General features: G+C 38.8%; 15 protein-coding genes and 1 pseudogene. 8 read left to right on the top strand and 8 right to left on the bottom strand.

What is annotated here, in order from left to right; genetic code table 11:
* Nucleotides 1-109: pseudogene (locus AB7E63_RS11435) on the top strand (IS5/IS1182 family transposase); the annotation flags it as partial.
* A gap of 202 nt (nucleotides 110-311) precedes the next feature.
* The gene (locus tag AB7E63_RS11430) at nucleotides 312-971 is read left to right on the top strand and encodes a hypothetical protein (protein ID WP_226987505.1); all 660 of its coding nucleotides are present in this window, start codon (nucleotides 312-314) and stop codon (nucleotides 969-971) included.
* Between the two features lie 43 nt (nucleotides 972-1014).
* Here AB7E63_RS11430 and AB7E63_RS11425 read toward each other — a convergent pair whose 3' ends face one another.
* The 3 genes from AB7E63_RS11425 to AB7E63_RS11415 form a co-directional block, all read right to left on the bottom strand.
* Nucleotides 1015-1194 carry a hypothetical protein gene (locus AB7E63_RS11425; protein ID WP_284452767.1) on the bottom strand — a complete coding sequence of 60 codons (180 nt, stop codon included), beginning with the start codon at nucleotides 1192-1194 and terminating at the stop codon, nucleotides 1015-1017.
* Nucleotides 1194-2183 (bottom strand): tyrosine recombinase XerC, encoded by a 990-nt coding sequence (locus tag AB7E63_RS11420; protein WP_284452768.1) that lies wholly within the window; start codon nucleotides 2181-2183, stop codon nucleotides 1194-1196. The genes AB7E63_RS11425 and AB7E63_RS11420 overlap by 1 nt, the downstream gene beginning before the upstream one ends.
* Nucleotides 2184-2326: 143 nt before the next feature.
* A complete protein-coding gene (locus AB7E63_RS11415; protein WP_006340499.1) occupies nucleotides 2327-3235 on the bottom strand; it encodes a ribonuclease Z in 909 nt (302 codons plus the stop codon).
* A 132-nt stretch (nucleotides 3236-3367) separates the two neighbouring features.
* Here AB7E63_RS11415 and AB7E63_RS11410 point away from each other — a divergent pair, with 132 nt between their 5' ends.
* The gene (locus AB7E63_RS11410) at nucleotides 3368-3742 is read left to right on the top strand and encodes a hypothetical protein (protein WP_284452769.1); all 375 of its coding nucleotides are present in this window, start codon (nucleotides 3368-3370) and stop codon (nucleotides 3740-3742) included.
* Here AB7E63_RS11410 and AB7E63_RS11405 read toward each other — a convergent pair whose 3' ends face one another.
* From AB7E63_RS11405 to lon, 3 genes are read right to left on the bottom strand one after another with little or no spacing between them, the layout of a single operon-like run.
* A complete protein-coding gene (locus tag AB7E63_RS11405; RefSeq protein ID WP_284452770.1) occupies nucleotides 3743-4924 on the bottom strand; it encodes a rhomboid family intramembrane serine protease in 1182 nt (393 codons plus the stop codon). It abuts the gene before it with no gap.
* Between the two features lie 10 nt (nucleotides 4925-4934).
* Nucleotides 4935-5432, bottom strand: coding sequence for an adenylyltransferase/cytidyltransferase family protein (locus AB7E63_RS11400; RefSeq protein WP_006340502.1), 498 nt, complete (start codon nucleotides 5430-5432; stop codon nucleotides 4935-4937).
* Nucleotides 5433-5441: 9 nt separating this feature from the next.
* Nucleotides 5442-7934: an endopeptidase La gene (gene lon, locus AB7E63_RS11395; RefSeq protein ID WP_284452771.1), complete on the bottom strand. Its 2493-nt coding sequence runs from the start codon at nucleotides 7932-7934 to the stop codon at nucleotides 5442-5444.
* Nucleotides 7935-8321: 387 nt separating this feature from the next.
* Here lon and AB7E63_RS11390 point away from each other — a divergent pair, with 387 nt between their 5' ends.
* The 3 genes from AB7E63_RS11390 to tsaB are packed head-to-tail and all read left to right on the top strand — an operon-like array spanning nucleotide 8322 to nucleotide 12459.
* Nucleotides 8322-10616 carry a hypothetical protein gene (locus tag AB7E63_RS11390; protein ID WP_284452772.1) on the top strand — a complete coding sequence of 765 codons (2295 nt, stop codon included), beginning with the start codon at nucleotides 8322-8324 and terminating at the stop codon, nucleotides 10614-10616.
* The gene (locus AB7E63_RS11385; protein ID WP_006340506.1) at nucleotides 10616-11782 is read left to right on the top strand and encodes a deoxyguanosinetriphosphate triphosphohydrolase family protein; all 1167 of its coding nucleotides are present in this window, start codon (nucleotides 10616-10618) and stop codon (nucleotides 11780-11782) included. Before AB7E63_RS11390 ends, AB7E63_RS11385 begins: the two co-directional genes overlap by 1 nt.
* A 2-nt stretch (nucleotides 11783-11784) precedes the next feature.
* Nucleotides 11785-12459: a tRNA (adenosine(37)-N6)-threonylcarbamoyltransferase complex dimerization subunit type 1 TsaB gene (tsaB, locus tag AB7E63_RS11380; protein WP_284452773.1), complete on the top strand. Its 675-nt coding sequence runs from the start codon at nucleotides 11785-11787 to the stop codon at nucleotides 12457-12459.
* A gap of 40 nt (nucleotides 12460-12499) precedes the next feature.
* Here tsaB and AB7E63_RS11375 read toward each other — a convergent pair whose 3' ends face one another.
* Together AB7E63_RS11375 and AB7E63_RS11370 are read right to left on the bottom strand one after the other, a co-directional pair.
* Nucleotides 12500-13078 carry a hypothetical protein gene (locus AB7E63_RS11375; RefSeq protein ID WP_284452774.1) on the bottom strand — a complete coding sequence of 193 codons (579 nt, stop codon included), beginning with the start codon at nucleotides 13076-13078 and terminating at the stop codon, nucleotides 12500-12502.
* A 9-nt stretch (nucleotides 13079-13087) separates the two neighbouring features.
* Nucleotides 13088-13639 (bottom strand): hypothetical protein, encoded by a 552-nt coding sequence (locus AB7E63_RS11370; protein ID WP_284452775.1) that lies wholly within the window; start codon nucleotides 13637-13639, stop codon nucleotides 13088-13090.
* A 118-nt stretch (nucleotides 13640-13757) separates the two neighbouring features.
* On the opposite strand from AB7E63_RS11370, the gene AB7E63_RS11365 reads away from it, so the two are divergent.
* Both AB7E63_RS11365 and AB7E63_RS11360 read left to right on the top strand, forming a co-directional pair.
* Nucleotides 13758-14921, top strand: coding sequence for an alpha/beta hydrolase (locus AB7E63_RS11365; protein ID WP_428419544.1), 1164 nt, complete (start codon nucleotides 13758-13760; stop codon nucleotides 14919-14921).
* Nucleotides 14922-14929: 8 nt separating this feature from the next.
* A partial coding sequence (locus AB7E63_RS11360; RefSeq protein WP_428419542.1) for an alpha/beta hydrolase occupies nucleotides 14930-15736 on the top strand: 807 nt, incomplete at its 3' end.

Here is a 15736-nt window from a genome sequence, read left to right as displayed (position 1 = left end):
ATGTCGTCGATTAAGTAAGGATTATGAGTTAATTGCAACAAGCAGTTTATCAATGTTTTATCTTGCTATGACTCGGTTGGTAGTTAGAAGAATAGCCTGTATTATTTAATTCAGAGAAAGTCTCTTATTCGATGATGAAGTTTGTCCTTGTAAATCAATTAACTAGATCCTTCATTCCCCTTTTGATAGAAAATAAAAACAAATTTTCTATAAGTAAATGGGTGCTCTCAAGAAATTTTTAATTGCAGCTGAATGGCATTTTAGGTAATTTTTTTGTAAAAATTTACCTAAAACACCGAGAGTTGTTTTTTATGGATGACACAAGCATAAAGAATTTTTGGGAATGGTTTTCAAACAACGCTGAAGATTATTTTTATTTTGAAAAGAATCAAGATGTCCTTTTCTCAAATCTTCACGCATCGTTGAGCAAAGTGCACCCTGATTTAGTTTTTGAATTTAGCCAAGTTCTAGAGGATGGAACAAAGGAACTTGTCATTTCTGCTGATGGGATCAAAAGCTTATTCCCTATTGTGGTTAATTTAGTTAGCCAAGCCCCTTTTTTTAAAAAATGGACGATTATCGCTTTCCGTCAACCTCGAAACTTTACTCAAATCATCTATCAAAATGTTAAAATAAATCTGTCCGATGCCTTTTTCAAATACGAAAAAATGGATGGGAAAATCCATCTTGAATTATACCTCAGGAATTTTTCCGATTCCGAAGAGTGGCAGACTGCCACATTTATTTTACTCGATCATTTATTAGGTGAATTTTACACAGAAATGACTTTAGGTCACATAGAGATAAAAAGATTAGATGAAAAGAATATGGATGAATTATTGCCTATAAAAGATTTAGTCGAAATCGTTTATGATAATCACCGCAGTCCAACTGCACAGATGTTCCAAAGGCTAAAAAAATACATTCTTCGATTCGCACGATTTCGCCCATACTCATTTCTAAACAATTAAACAAGTTAGCTGTGAAATGAAATTTGTGCAGGTGTGAAATCCATTATATCACCAGATTCTGCTTGTCTTCCCATTCCTTCTGAACTGAAATCTCTATCTGTGGAGATTCAATCAAATAACCACCAGAGGCTTCAAGATTTTCCTGCACAACAATATACCAATCTTCTAAGATTTTTCCTATAACGATAATTTTAATCGTTTCATTGCTCTTACAATGCCCCATCAGGCTCTTGGATGGGTTTGATCGTACACCTTCTTCTTAAGCCCTTTTGAAACTTGTGTGTAGATGGTAGTGGTGGCTAAAGAGATATGCCCTAAAATCATTTGAATCGTTTTTAGATCCATTCCATTTTCTAACCAATGTGTCGCAATGGTGTGCCGAATGGTGTGAGGCGTGACTTTTCCAATTAATCCACTGGCTGTGAGGTATTTATCAAATTTCCGATCCACCGAACGTGTTGTGAGCCGTGTTCCAAGGCGATTTAAGAAAATAGCATTTGAATCTTGCTGCGCAAAATGCCCATCTATTTCTACGCATCTTTCAGGATGGGTTAGATAAGCATTAATCCAATTCGCTGCATTTTTGGTAATCGGAACAATCCGCTCTTTCTTTCCTTTTCCTTTTAGTTTAATCAAAAGATTTTTTGGATCAAATTCTTGTCGATCTAGGGCAACAAGTTCACTCACACGAAGACCAGAGCTATAGAAAAGCTCCATAATGACGCGATCTCTAAACCCTAGAAACGTTTTTGTATCGGGTTGATCAAACAACGTTTGCACTTGATCGTAAGAGAGTGAATTGGGCACCTTTTTTTCTACCCGCGGCGATTCAAGCTCTTCCGTCGGATTAGCTGAAATCCATTTTTGCGCAAGGGTATATTTAAAAAATGTTCGCAAAGAGGAGAGTCTGCGCACGACTGTACGCTTATGGACTTGATTATCGCTCAAATGGGCAAGAAAGCCTCGAATTGTTTTGCGCGTAATGGTGTCTAAAACTAATGCAGCATCATAGGTTTTCAATCTTTCGGAGAAGGGCTCATTATAACGAATCTTGGGGGGGAGCTTTTCATCTTCTTCCTCAGGTAGGAGGTCGTGCTCTAGATACTCTTTTAAGGCATTTAAATCGATAGCGTAATTACGAACAGTATGTTCCGACGCATTTTTAATAATTCGTAAGTATTCCAGAAAGCGATAGGCAGCTTCGATAAACACGTTAAAACCCTCATTGATTGTGATCAAAGATTGATCTTGTAAAAAAAGAGGGCTTTTTGTCTATGAAATTATCGCATTTGCAAAAATTTTAAATGATCGACTGCATGCCTTTTAAACTGGCTAGGAAGCAGATGTGCTGTTTTCTATTCTTTTATGAATGGAAAAACTTTCAAATCTTCCGCTGCATGTGTCTGAGGAAAGATGGTACGTGCTTCGGTTTCCATTTTTCCTACATTGAGATAGCGTGCTGAGAAATGGGTTAAAATGAGTTCTTTCACATTGGCATCTTTGGCTAACTGTGCCGCTTGTTTAGCTGTCATATGGTAGTGACGATAAGCGAGCTCTTGATGCTCTTCTAAATAAGTACTTTCGCAAAGCAACATCTTGGCATTTTTTGCAATTTCCACTGCCTGCGGACATACTCGCGTATCAATCACGATCGCGATGCTATCACCTTTGCGAATATGACTCACATCGTCGAGTGAAACGGGATTCCCATCAATGGTTAAATGTCCATGCTTTTGCAATTCTTTAACCTTAGGTCCCAAAATGCCGTATGCACGTAATTTTTCACTGTCAAATTTGCGGGTATCTGCTTCTGTGATTCTCCATCCGATATTTTCTACCGCATGGTCTAAGAATGTCGCTTCAATTTTGAAAGCTCCATCGTCATGCACCACACCTGCTTCAGAAACAGGATGTTCAATCACATGGATATTTTCGTGATAAATAGTCCCATAACGAAGGCGATCAAAGTATCTTTTGCCGCTTGCAGGATAGTAACAATGGATGGGATGCGTCACTTTATCAAGGTTAAGACGCATGAGAATGGAACCAAGCCCTAAGCAATGGTCTCCATGAAAATGGGAAATAAAAATACGGTTGATCACCGTTGGAGCGACATTAGCAAAGATAAATTGCCTTTGTGTCCCTTCTCCCGGATCAAACAAAAAGCCTTCATTATTCCAGCGAAAAAGATAAGCGCCATGGTTACGATAGCGGGTGGGTTGCTGGCTTGAAGTGCCTAAGATAATAAGGTCTCGAACGCTCATATTTAACTTTAAGAAAATTCGGAAAAAGACTATGTTTTTTCAGGTTAATAAGTTTATTTCTTTGAATAATTATAAAGGAATAAACATAGAATATCTACTTCAAATTTAGCATTCGTAAATTAGGTTAAAATTATGAGCTTTCCAATAACAGCGTTTCCTGCCTTCCTAAGAGATCAGGCCCTCTCACAACCCCACAGCGCTACCGTTAACTCAGAAGCAAAAGACTTAGAGAAACAAATCAAGGAGATTGTAAAACAACAGCAAGAACTTGCAGAAAAACAAGCGACACTCGGAAGGCAGGCGACCCTTCTTTTAGGCCGCATCAATAGAATGATTCGCCCCTCAACAGATCCTAGCTCACCTCTTCTTATTGAAAACGCATTTAAAGAGCCTCCAAAATTAAACTGGAAAACCCATTGTGGAATTTCAATCTTCTTTGCTGCTTGTCTTTTTTCTGTCATTGCAGCAGGTTACGTCCTTATCCATTTCAAACATTCGACGGAGTAATTAATTGCCTTTCCAAGAAAAAAAAGGCATTTTTCCTAATATATAGCCAAGCAAAGCACCGCTTAAGTGAGCGGTGTTGGCAATCCCTGGGGATATAGCTGTATGCTGGATCACTTCAAAAGCAAATGAGATAAGCTGAATCCCTAACATCGTCATAATAAAAAATAAGATAAACCCTAGGGTAGCTCTTTGTACTTGATAACCTTCCCAAGCCGCATGCCGTTGTCTCACCCAAATAAAGGCGATCATGGCACATAAAATGCCTGAAAAACCCAAAAAATTTGAACCGCTCATCAAATATTGAGCTGTGTTGGAAAATACACCTGTCAACAAAATAAACAAAATGTATTTGCCTTTTCCAATGCGTTGCTCCATTTGCTTCCCAATTACGATCAGCCAAATCATATTAAAAAACAGATGGAATAGATCACTGTGGAGAAGCGCGGGTGTAAATACTCTCCAAATTTCCCCTTGCTTGATTTTTTCAAACATCGGTGCTTTGAACTCCCAGGAAGTATCGGGATGCTGAAAATGGAGCACAATTTGATCGTACACCCCTTCCCAATAGGGTGTTTGGGAAAATTCTTGCAAAAGGGCTTTTGCCTCGGGTGGTGCAGTTATCGGATTTTGCAATTTCTCCAAACCAAACTTTTTAACAAACTGATCGAGAAGCTCAAAAGCCCTTGGATAGTCATAGAGCAGTACTTTTTTGATGGGTGACAGCGAAACTGGGTAAGGGATATTTGTTGCAGGAGTCTCGAATTCAGGTGTCGTAAACTGACTGACGAAGAAAATTAAAATGCAGGTTAGTAAAAAATAAAGTGTAACACGCCCCATTGACTGAGAACTCGCGGAAGGATTTCCTTTTTGACGGTGAAAATAGGATGGTGTTTCCTCTTCAGGGGAAAGTAGTTCCTCTACTGGAATGAGCTCCGCGTTTCCCTCACTTTTCTTAAACATCTGATCGTTAGGATTTCGAGAAAATGCGTCTAGCCACCCTTGCACTTTTTCAACATCTTCTTCATTGATAATCCAGATGTCACTTGTCATTAGCCCATAATCGGGGCTTCCCCAATCCTTATTGACATTTTGTTCAAGCTGATATTCAACTCTCTGGTTTGTCAAAAAGAGCGCAAAATCCTGAGCAAGATTAGGGTCATTAAATGTATGAATTAACCGCATGTCTATTCCTTTAGTGAATCGCAGCAACTTTTTGCACAATCTGCGATGTAGACAGTCCTGGTACTAAGTCCACAATATGTATCCGTCCACCGTGCGCTTTAACAATGTCCGCTTCGATGCAGTTTAGTCCATACTCCGAGCCATTTACATGAACATCAGGTTTGATTTTTGAAAGAATACTGCGGGGATCTGTTTCATCAAACCACGTGACAGCATATACAAATTCTAAAGCAGCCATCATCTCTATTCGATACTCGAGTGAGATAATTGGTCGCAAAGGATTTTTATATGCCTGGATCGAACGGTCGGTATTTAACGCGACAATTAAACAATCCCCAACCTGTGAAGCTTCAAATAAAATTTGAAGATGGCCGGCATGCAAAAGATCAAAAGATCCATTCAACGTTGCGATCGTTTTCCCGGCTTGCCGAATACCTGCCACAAAACTCTCTATTTGATCAGGTGGGCAAACTTTTTTTTCGCACGCTTTTTTCCAAGTCTTTTCCATGCAAGCCTCTTATCGCCGTCTTTGGGGAAAAGCGATCTGAAAGACCTCGTCATAGTGCTCAACAAAATAAACCGTCAAACCTTTTTTGATATAATCCGGCAATTCTGCATAATCACGCATATTGTCTTTTGGGAAGATCAACGTTTTTAAACCTGAGCGACGAGATGCCACCAGCTTTTCTTTCACGCCTCCAATTCCCAAAATCCGCCCAGTCAAGGTCAGCTCGCCAGTCATGCCCAAATCATCTAAAACAGGTGTGTTTGTCAAAAGGGATAACAAGGCTGTTACCATGGTAATCCCAGCAGAAGGGCCATCTTTTGGCGTTGCGCCTTCTGGAATATGAATATGCACCTGGGATTTTTCAAAGAAAGTATATTCTGGTGCATACTTATGCACAGAACTATGCAAATAGCTCCAAGCAATTTCGGAAGATTCCTTCATCACCTGACCAGCCTGCCCAGTCAGTTTCATTTCCGTTTTTTCAGAAGCGACCTTAATCGCTTCAATGTAAAGAGTTGCGCCTCCAAGAGCGGTCCAAGCCAAGCCCATGCATACACCAACAGGCGTACGCTCATAAAAACGATCGGAAACAAACACAGGTTTCCCCAGGTATTCCGATAAAGAATCAGCGCTGATACGGTGCATCTTTTCACGCGCTGTCGGTTGCTTAGACGATTTCTTCTTCTTCGTGTTTACCTCTGCTTGCTCTTCTCGCACAATCTTGACAGCCAGCTTTCTCAAAATCTTTTTCAGATTGTTTTCGAGGCTTCTCACGCCTGATTCTCGCGCATAACCATTGATAATAGCACGTAAAGCATCATTTGTAAAAGACACTTGAGATGCTTTTAGACCCATCGCTTTACGGTTGCGTGGAATTAAGTATTTTTTCGCAATCTCAATTTTTTCCTGCATGATATAGCCAGACAATCGCAAGATATCCATCCGATCTTTTAAAGGCTCAGGAATCGTATCTAAAACGTTCGCTGTCACAATAAAAAGAATGTCGGAGAGATTGCAACGCACATCGAGGTAGTGATCCAAAAACTCACAGTTTTGTTCGGGATCGAGCACTTCTAGCAAAGCCGAAGCAGGATCTCCTTGATAGCTGCTCCCCATTTTATCTACTTCATCCAACATAATCACTGGATTTGTGGTCTGGCAAAACTTCAATGCTTGAATGAGCTTACCTGGCATAGCCCCAATGTAGGTTCTACGATGCCCTTTCACTTCTGCCTCATCGCGCATACCCCCGACCGAAAAACGATAGAATTTTCGGTTCAAAGAACGAGCAATACTTTTCCCAATACTTGTTTTACCAACTCCTGGAGGACCTACTAAGCAAATGATACTACCCTTTACCCCACCAGAAAGTTTGCCAACACCAATGAATTCCAAAATACGTTCTTTGATATCTTCTAGACCATAATGGTCTTTAGCTAGAATTTTTTCAGCTTCTTGTAAATCATGTCGCTCTTCGGAATGGATGCCCCAAGGGATAATGGTCAACCAGTCTAAATAACCACGACAAACCGCATACTCTGCAGATTGAGGTTCAAGAGCGCTAAGTTTGTCCATTTCTTCTTTAATGACTTGCAAAACATCTGCAGGAACATTGCGACTTTTAAGGCGTGTTTCAAACTTCTCTCGATCTAAAGACTTATCATCACGCTCAATCCCCAATTCCTTTTTAATGGTTTTGAGTTGTTCACGCAGGAAGAAATCTTTCTGGCTTTTTGAGATGGTCGCTTCAATTTTTTGATTAATATTATTCTGTAAAATGCTTAAATCTAATTCTTTTTTTAACAAGATCAACGCTTTATCAATGCGTCGACCGGGATCGAAAGTCTCTAAAACATCTTGCAGTTCTTCTCTTGAAGCTGTCGTTAAGGCAACTGCAAAGTCCGCCAATTTTCCAGGCTCTGTAAAATCGGAATGCCCCAGAAAAATTTGCAGTTCCTCCTTAAAAAGAGGATTGAGTTTGAGGAGTTCTTTAATTGTGGAAATGATGCTAATGGCATAGGCTTTTAGCTCATTAGTCAAAATAGGACTATCCTCAATATAGGCAACTTTTGCTTTTAGATGAAAAGACTCATCTAATAAAGGCTCTTCGAATTTGATCCTTTTTTCCATATTTAGAATCACCTGAGCACTTCCTTGCTCCATGGGGATAATTCTAAGAATACGTGCCATTACACCAACTTGATACAGTTCATCAAAATTGACTTTATAAATATCGGAATCTTCGGATTTTGTCAGAAAAAGAGCGACACATTTATGATCAGATTTTGCAATTTGCTTTAAAATTTCATAAAATGGACCTGGTTCAATGACAATAGGAGCTGCCATTCCAGGAAAAAATGGGCGGCGTAGTAAGGGAAATACATAGAGATCATTCGGTAAAGCAGATCCTTGCTTGATATCTTTCGGTGCTTTGTCTATGGATTCTAACAAAGCATTTTCAAATTCAACATCTAGCGGGTTATTTTCATTCTCTGGAATCAAATTATGCCTCAAGTTTTTTTATTTTATGTGTCCTTCACAAACTGTCCTAAATGCGTCTTTCGACCCTGGTTGTTAGCTAAGCCACTCAAATTGAGATTAAAACAAGTCAAAAGAGGTGATTTTAATCGTTTTGAACAAATTTTTCAATCCTCAAGGTTAGCTATTCCAGATTCCTCAATTTTTTGATCTCTTTTTTTGAGATCAAATAGTAAATGATGTGTCATGTTTTAATTATACCAAATAAAGATTCTTTGACCGTTAAACATTTTTCCCTATAATCATTGGCCAAAGACTTCCTATAGTTCTTTTTTTCTCGTTTTCGACTTCCATTTCCATGAAAACGAAAATTCGATATGCTAAGATCAATTGAAAAGGACAGCGGCGTATATGACATCTAAACTATCGATCTCAAGTTATTTACATTTAATTCCTTGTGCTAGAACAGAAACTTTCATCAACAAGCATGGCACTCGTTACGAAAAAAAACTTAGCAGCCTCAGCATTGCTTGGGATCATACTCGCTTATTTTTCTACCGCCTAGCAATTTTTGCATTTAAAACCCATAAATGGCCCAATGTTAAGTGGGTATCAGAAGCTGTGATCGGGGATCTAAAAAAAATTTCTAAGGGGTTTAAAAGCGAATTTGAAAACGAACACCCAAAACTACCGGCCTGCTATTCATTAGAAAAGATAGACTCGATCAAAAGAGTTTTTAAACGCTTACAAACCGTCGGAGCTGCCCAAGAAAATCTCAATAAAATCAATAAAGCACTTAGAAAAATTAAAGCAAACGTCAATCATATTAACACACCATTCGAACCATCTCCTCCTCCTTCCCCCACACCATCCCCAACTTTACTGCGTGATGATCAACCCTTACGTTTTCCTATAAAAAAGGGCATAGCTTTAGATGTGTTGACGCCTGGAATTAGGAAAGAATATGGTGAGCGCATTCGTCATGAACTAGAAAAAAACCCTAGAGATAAGCGTTTTTTTCTTGAAGCAGATAAGCGCTTTGATGACAGTTGGCAGCGCGCATTAACTAAAACTCCAGATTTGCACCAGGAATTTCAATCTCAATTCGATCCCTTTTCAGAGATTTGCCTCATTGAAGTAGAGGACCAACCTTTGATCAAAGCCTCTCTTTACCAATTTCAAAATGCCATTCAGGTTGTCAAGAAACACTTCCCTCATCTGACCTCTTTAGCTTATAACAATGTTCAACGCATAAAAGTGGCGCGCCTTATCCAAATTATTTTAATTGGTAAGGATCATCTCCCTGAATCCGAGCTCTGTTTTACATTAAGTGAATTGTATCAAGACAAAGAACAATTTAAAGAAAGTGAAGAACATCATATTCCCCTTCAGTCGACCCTACTCGATTTGCAATTCAAGCGGACTTCTGGAAGTCGACCTGGTAAAGATACATGGCTTCAATTTCGAGAGAACCTCGTTACAGGCATTAAATTATTTACACAAGATTTTCTTGAACGTTCTGAAGGTTTTGTAGTGGAGATCCAACATGAGCCTCTGGCATTGGACGATACCCTATTTGACAAAATTCGAAATCTCTATGAGCAATATTTATATGAGAATCCAGAAGAGACGATCCAAATCATCAAAAATATCGATAAAAACATAACCCTTAGAAATATTTTAAACTTCTTCCCACAAACAGGTCTCTCTGCAAATTTTCTTGATGAGATTTTAGATGAACTCATCACAAAGTACAGGGATTCAGAGGACCAAAAAAGAAATCTCGTCTGTGAACGACTCATCCAATTAAAAGAAAATACCCGTTTTTCTCCTGATATGATGAAGAAAATCGCCGATGCCTCTGGGCATTCTGAAGAGCTTATCGAACCTTTGATGCGGATTAAATTCATCGAACTCATGTTAATTCTCAATCAATCTATTTCTTTTTATCCCTACGAACAAATCAATAACACGTGCCAAAAAGCCTCTCAAGACATTCCCGGTGGTGTAACTTCGCGAGCAAGATCTATCAAATTCTTGTTTGAAAAAAATTTAACAGATTTTGAAACACACATTCGATATCCCGTCAAAATGAATAGCTGTTCTCCAGAAAATGCGTTTGCTAATGATCTTGACTTTGCTGAAATGAGTGCTGTGCTGAAATACGCATCTTCGAACCTTGCTGTGATAGGTTGCTCTTATATGAAATTTGGGTGGATTGCCCCCTTAAGTGCATGGGCAAAATTGGCAGAGCAAATTGAGCCTAATATTCATAAAATGCAACCTCTTTACCTTGAAGAGAAGCATGCGGAGAATCTCGATACTTTGCTCGAAAACCTATCTGTGATCACCGAAATCAAAGAGGGACAAGATATTCAAGAAAATGATGAAAAAAAATTTGAAATGATCAAGTTAACCGGATGGTTTGGTCATAAAAAAGATCCGAATCCTCAAAATTTAGAGGCGCTCAACCTCTTTTTCGACGATCTTTTTGAATCATTTAAAACCTATAAAGATATCTGCAAAAGAGCAGATAACGAGAAAAAAGCCTTTAAGCTTTTTGAAAAAGTTCTCCCTAAAGGGCTTGAAGGACTTTCTATCCTTCAAAAAACGTATGGCGAGAAAGAAGGACATATAAGACTTAAAGAAATCCATGAACGCGTTCAAAAAGAATATCAAAACCTTATTACCCCCTCAGTAGCCTAATGCATACATTAAAAAAGCAGCCCACTCTGGATTTGACTGAAGGAGATTTTTTTGCGGTTCATCGCCATTTTGTTGAAGAGAGCGAAACACATTATTTACATGCACACGCAGCCTTTTCCAAAAACCATAGCCGCTATTTTGGCCCTCAGCAAGACCATCGACTTCCTTACAAACGCGATGTCGATCGCATTGTGCATTCTAAGGCCTATGCACGCTATGTGGACAAAACTCAAGTTGTCTATCTTGTAAAAAATGATCACATCACCCACCGCAGTCTGCACGTCCAACTTGTTAGCAACTTTGCGCGTGGCATCGCAGAGATTCTGCGTCTTAATCTCGATTTAGTTGAAGCCATTGCCCTGGGTCATGATGTTGGTCACCCCCCTTTTGGACATGAAGGTGAGCGATACCTTTCCACACTTGCACAAGAATATGGGTTACCCGCTTTTGCTCATCCCTGGCAATCTTGTCACTTGTTTACACATATCGAACCCCTCAATCTAGGCTTAAATGTCTATGATGGCTTTCTTTGCCATGATGGTGGAATGCAAGGACATATTCTCAAGCCTAAATTTGGGAAAACCTGGGATGATCACTTTAATGAAAGAGATTTAAAATTAAAGGATCCTGATTTCAATATTATTCCAGGCACAATGGAAGGATGCCTAGTTAAACTTTGCGACACGATTAGCTATTTAGGGAGGGATATTGAAGACGCTATCCATTTAAAAATTTTAGATCGCGAAATGGTCCCTCAAACAATCCTAGGAACGTCAAATGGAGAAATCCTCTCCTATGTAGCTCGAGACATGATCAAAAACAGCTACGGGAAAGATTATATCGCCATTTCTGAAGAAGTTTTGGATGCTTTAAAAATCCTACGAAAATTCAATTTTAAGCATATCTACGTCCACCCCTTGCTAAAAGTTGAATCTAAAAAGGTACAGCGAAGTTACCGAATCTTGCTAGAAACCCTGTTGAAGGATCATCAAACAAATGGAGAAAATAGCCATCTGTGGACACATTTTCTTCATAACAAAACGGATAGCTATCGTTCGCAAACTTCTGAAATCCAGCAATTATTCGACTACATTTCTGGAATGACAGATAATTATTTCGTACGTACGCTACAACAACTTATTGTCCCCATGCCCATAGAATTGTAACCATGAACTATTCTCTTTTAATTGAAACAAGTACTGAGCGGGGTTTAATTGCAATTTTTGCAGACACCGCCGTTGTCTATCAACAAGCTTTTCCTTTTGGACATAGCAGTTCCTCCTACCTGCTTCCTGCCATTCAAGAAGGATTATCCTTCTTGAAAATAGGCCCTCATGATCTTACTAAAATCATTTGTGGTGCCGGTCCTGGTTCCTATACAGGTCTGAGAATGGGAGTCATGAGTGCCAAAATGCTCTCTTATTCCTTAAAAATCCCCTTAGTGGGTGTTTCCAGTTTAAAAAGCTGGATCCCGACAAGAGATTGCCACTTTTCAGCACTAATTGACGCCCGCATTGGGGGCGTTTATATTCAATCGGGGGAGCTCAATCAGGGAAAAATTTCTTTTGAAAGCAAACCTAAACTTTGCCTTTTAGCCGATTTAGCACAAGAAATTGAAAAAAGTGGGGTGTTAATTTCAGCCAATTTATCGATTTTGCAACCTAAAATCCTTCAAGCCTATCCTTCGCTACAGAAAGAATGGGTTGAAGCAGCTCCCTCTCCACAAGCTTTATATGAAGCGGCTCAAGAAGAGATTCAAATGGGTCATGTTTCATCAGAGGGAGACATTGAGATTCTGTACTTGAGAAAAACACAAGCTGAAATTGAGAAAGAAAAAAAATAGAGCCTGCGGCTTCAGGCTCCTTGAATAATTAAACGATTCTTTAGCGGAAAATTTTTGTCATAATCCTACCCACTAACCCAATTAGTCCCTTTTTTTTAGTTTGAACTGAGGGGGGGGTCACTGCCTTCGGTGCGTCGATTGCGTTGACAAATTTGTCCGTATGCTCCATGTATTCTGAGTCCTCAAATGCATCCACTCTAACGTCACTATCTACAAAGTAAATCGCCGGTTTTCCATCCACTTCCATTTCTAATAAAAACGAAGAACCGGTTAATTTTTCCACTTCTCTTTTGTGCACTGTCAAACTCACCACTTTTTTTCCTTCTATTTCTAAAAGTCCAAAACAACTTCCTAAATCGGGATCATTTCCAAAAATCTCAATAATTCTATGCCTTTTTTGAGTTTTTATCTCCTGCGTATCGGCCTTTTCCATTTTTTTGAAAAGCCGATTGGCATGTTTAACGAGAATTCCTTCATACATGGGACGTTTATCCCCGGGATAATAAGGTTTTTTTCGTGTATAAACAGGAATTTTTCCATTGTATTTTACACATGGTTCAGGAAATTTTTCACAGTCTGACAAATTTCTACTCGGATACCAATAGGCAGGATAACTCATATTATGCACCTAATTATTTGATGTTTTTTTTGCAAAAGGATTTTTAAAAAATCGACGCGTTTTTTTTTCGTTTTTCTCTCGTGGGGTTTGAGGCTCAGCCTTTTCTCTCTCTTCCTTAATCTCAGGGAAAACGTTTGTTTCTCCCAAGTAAAAACTTCGATATTCATTGTACTTATCATCTTTAAAAAAATGAATAAAAGTCTCGTCATACCTTCTAAAAGACTGCGCAAGGAGTCGCTTTTTTGCGTTTTCGCCTTCTTTAATTAATAATTCTCGAAGGTGTTCCTCTGGTACAATATCCGCCATTTTGTTTCTATGAATAGTCAAGCTCATAAAGCGTTCATTCTGTTTAGTTAGAACGGCAAAGCGATGCTCTGCAAAAACGGGCTCAAGACTTTTCTCATTTTTTTCTAATAAGGTCACTAGGACAACAGCATCAACCCTCCCATCCTCATATGCAATGGATTGAGAAAGCTTACGTTTTATATAAACAGGTACAATGACTTCATTTGGAGTCATATCATCACGACTATTCATTCTAGATATTGATAAACTAGTCACACAAAAACCCCTTTATAATAAATAAATTCGTTCTTTAATTAAACAAAAAACAATAAAATCAAAACTATTGATAAATAAAAAATTTTAGGGTATAATTGGACGAAAAACGAGGAAATTTATGCAAACTGAAAGATTTGGATCTCCTGTTTTTAGTGTTCAAAATCATCAGGACATTTTTAAAATTCAAGAGAAAAAAGAACTAGAAAAAGCTAAAAAAAGCAAAATCACACACAAACTTCTAGCCCCTCTCTTTTTTTTGCCGCGTGTTGCAAAACGTGGATTACAGAAGTTAGTCGGAAAAATTATTTTGCCAAGCCAGTTTAGCTCTAAAAAAACATTAGATGAATATTACGACGCCGCTACCGGCCCCCTATTCAGCAAAAATCAAAATCGTTTCACTATTCAAACGGCAGATGGTGTGAAACTAGACACCATGACAATTACGCACGCATCAGAAGCAGCAAAAGATCCAAAAGATCAAAAATGGCTCGTCTTCTTTAACGGAAATGGAATGACTTATGAAGAAATGGTTCCTGAATTACAAATACTCTTCGGCAGACTTGGAGTTAACATTTATGCAGGTAATTACAGAGGCGTTGGCTACAGTGAAAAAAGCCCCTCAAAAGCAGAAGACTTGGTCATCGATGGAGAAGCGATGGTTCAATACCTATTGAACCAAGGGATTCAACCTGAAAATATCGTTCTTTACGGCTGGTCGCTTGGAGGAGCCGTTGCCACACATGTGGCAGCTTTACATCAAAATGAAGAATTCCCTGAAAAAGGGATTCGCCTTGTAAATGATCGCTCTTTTAGCACCCTAAAAAAGGAAGTTTCACATCTTCTGCCTGTGATTGGAGGACTTGCTTCTCGCCTCATCGGCCCTCTAAAATGGAATTTGAATTCACTCGAAAATTGGAAAAAAATTGATAACAACAATAAAGCCCTTCTTTTCCACAAAGACGACCCTGTTATTCCTTATAAGGCTTCGTTGTACAAAGGATTAAAAGAATCGTCCATGAGTGAGGACGATAAAAAAGCAAAAAAAGAAAGACGAAAATTAAAAGCGAAGAAACGCGATTACGACAAAAATTACCCACAAGATTACAAGCCGGATACTTATATCCGCTCTAGAGGGAAATATAACAATAGATTTTATGGTAACGCACACGTTACGCCCCCTTCTTTTCTTGATGTGTATGATGACCTCTGGGATCCTAATGGCATTAGCCTACTGGACACCATTAGAAAGTTATTGAATATTCAGAAAGCGGATTTCAGATAAAGGATATTATGACACGTATAGATAAGCTTGGAGAACCAGAGTTTAGAGCTCCCCACTATCCTCCACAAAAAAAGCGCAACAAATTAACTAAAATTTCTTTCTGTTTGTTTTCTGCTGCCATGTTCCCTCTGCTCTTAGCGAAATCTGCCATGCAAAAAATGACGGGCAGAATCATTGTCCCCTCACAGCATCGTTTAAAACGACTTTATTTGGATCAAAAACGGAATAAATTTCTGAATGAAAAAATGGATCCGCAATACCAAATGAAGCGAATCACGATTCAAGCAGTTGATAAAGTCAAACTTGATACGGCCGCCATTTTACATCCTGAAGAATCCAGAAAAGCTCCAAAAGAACAAAAATGGTTAGTTTTTTTTAATGGTAATAACTTTGCTTATGAACGTTATTTAACTGTTCATCAAAAATTGTCCAAAGAACTTGGGATCAATGTCTATTCAGGAAATTACCGAGGAGTGGGGCACAGCGAAAAAAGTCCCACAAGAGCGAACGATTTGGTTTTGGATGGAGAAGCCATGGTGCAATACCTTCTTCATCAAGGGGTTCCCCCCGAAAATATCATTCTACATGGATGGTCACTGGGTGGAGGCGTGGCAACAGCTGTTGCCGCAAAATATCCAAACATGAAACTGGTCAATGACCGCTCTTTTGGAACCTTAAAAAAGGGAGTCAAATCTGTGGTCCACTTTTTTGGAACCCTTGCTTCTCATTTTACTTCAATCTTAGGATGGAATTTGAATTCCGCTAAAAATTGGAAAAAAATTGAAGAAAACAATAAAGCAATCATTATTCATAAA

Source organism: Parachlamydia sp., from assembly GCF_050255895.1.
GTDB lineage: Bacteria > Chlamydiota > Chlamydiia > Chlamydiales > Parachlamydiaceae > Parachlamydia > Parachlamydia acanthamoebae.
This window is presented reverse-complemented; position numbering and strand designations above follow the sequence as displayed.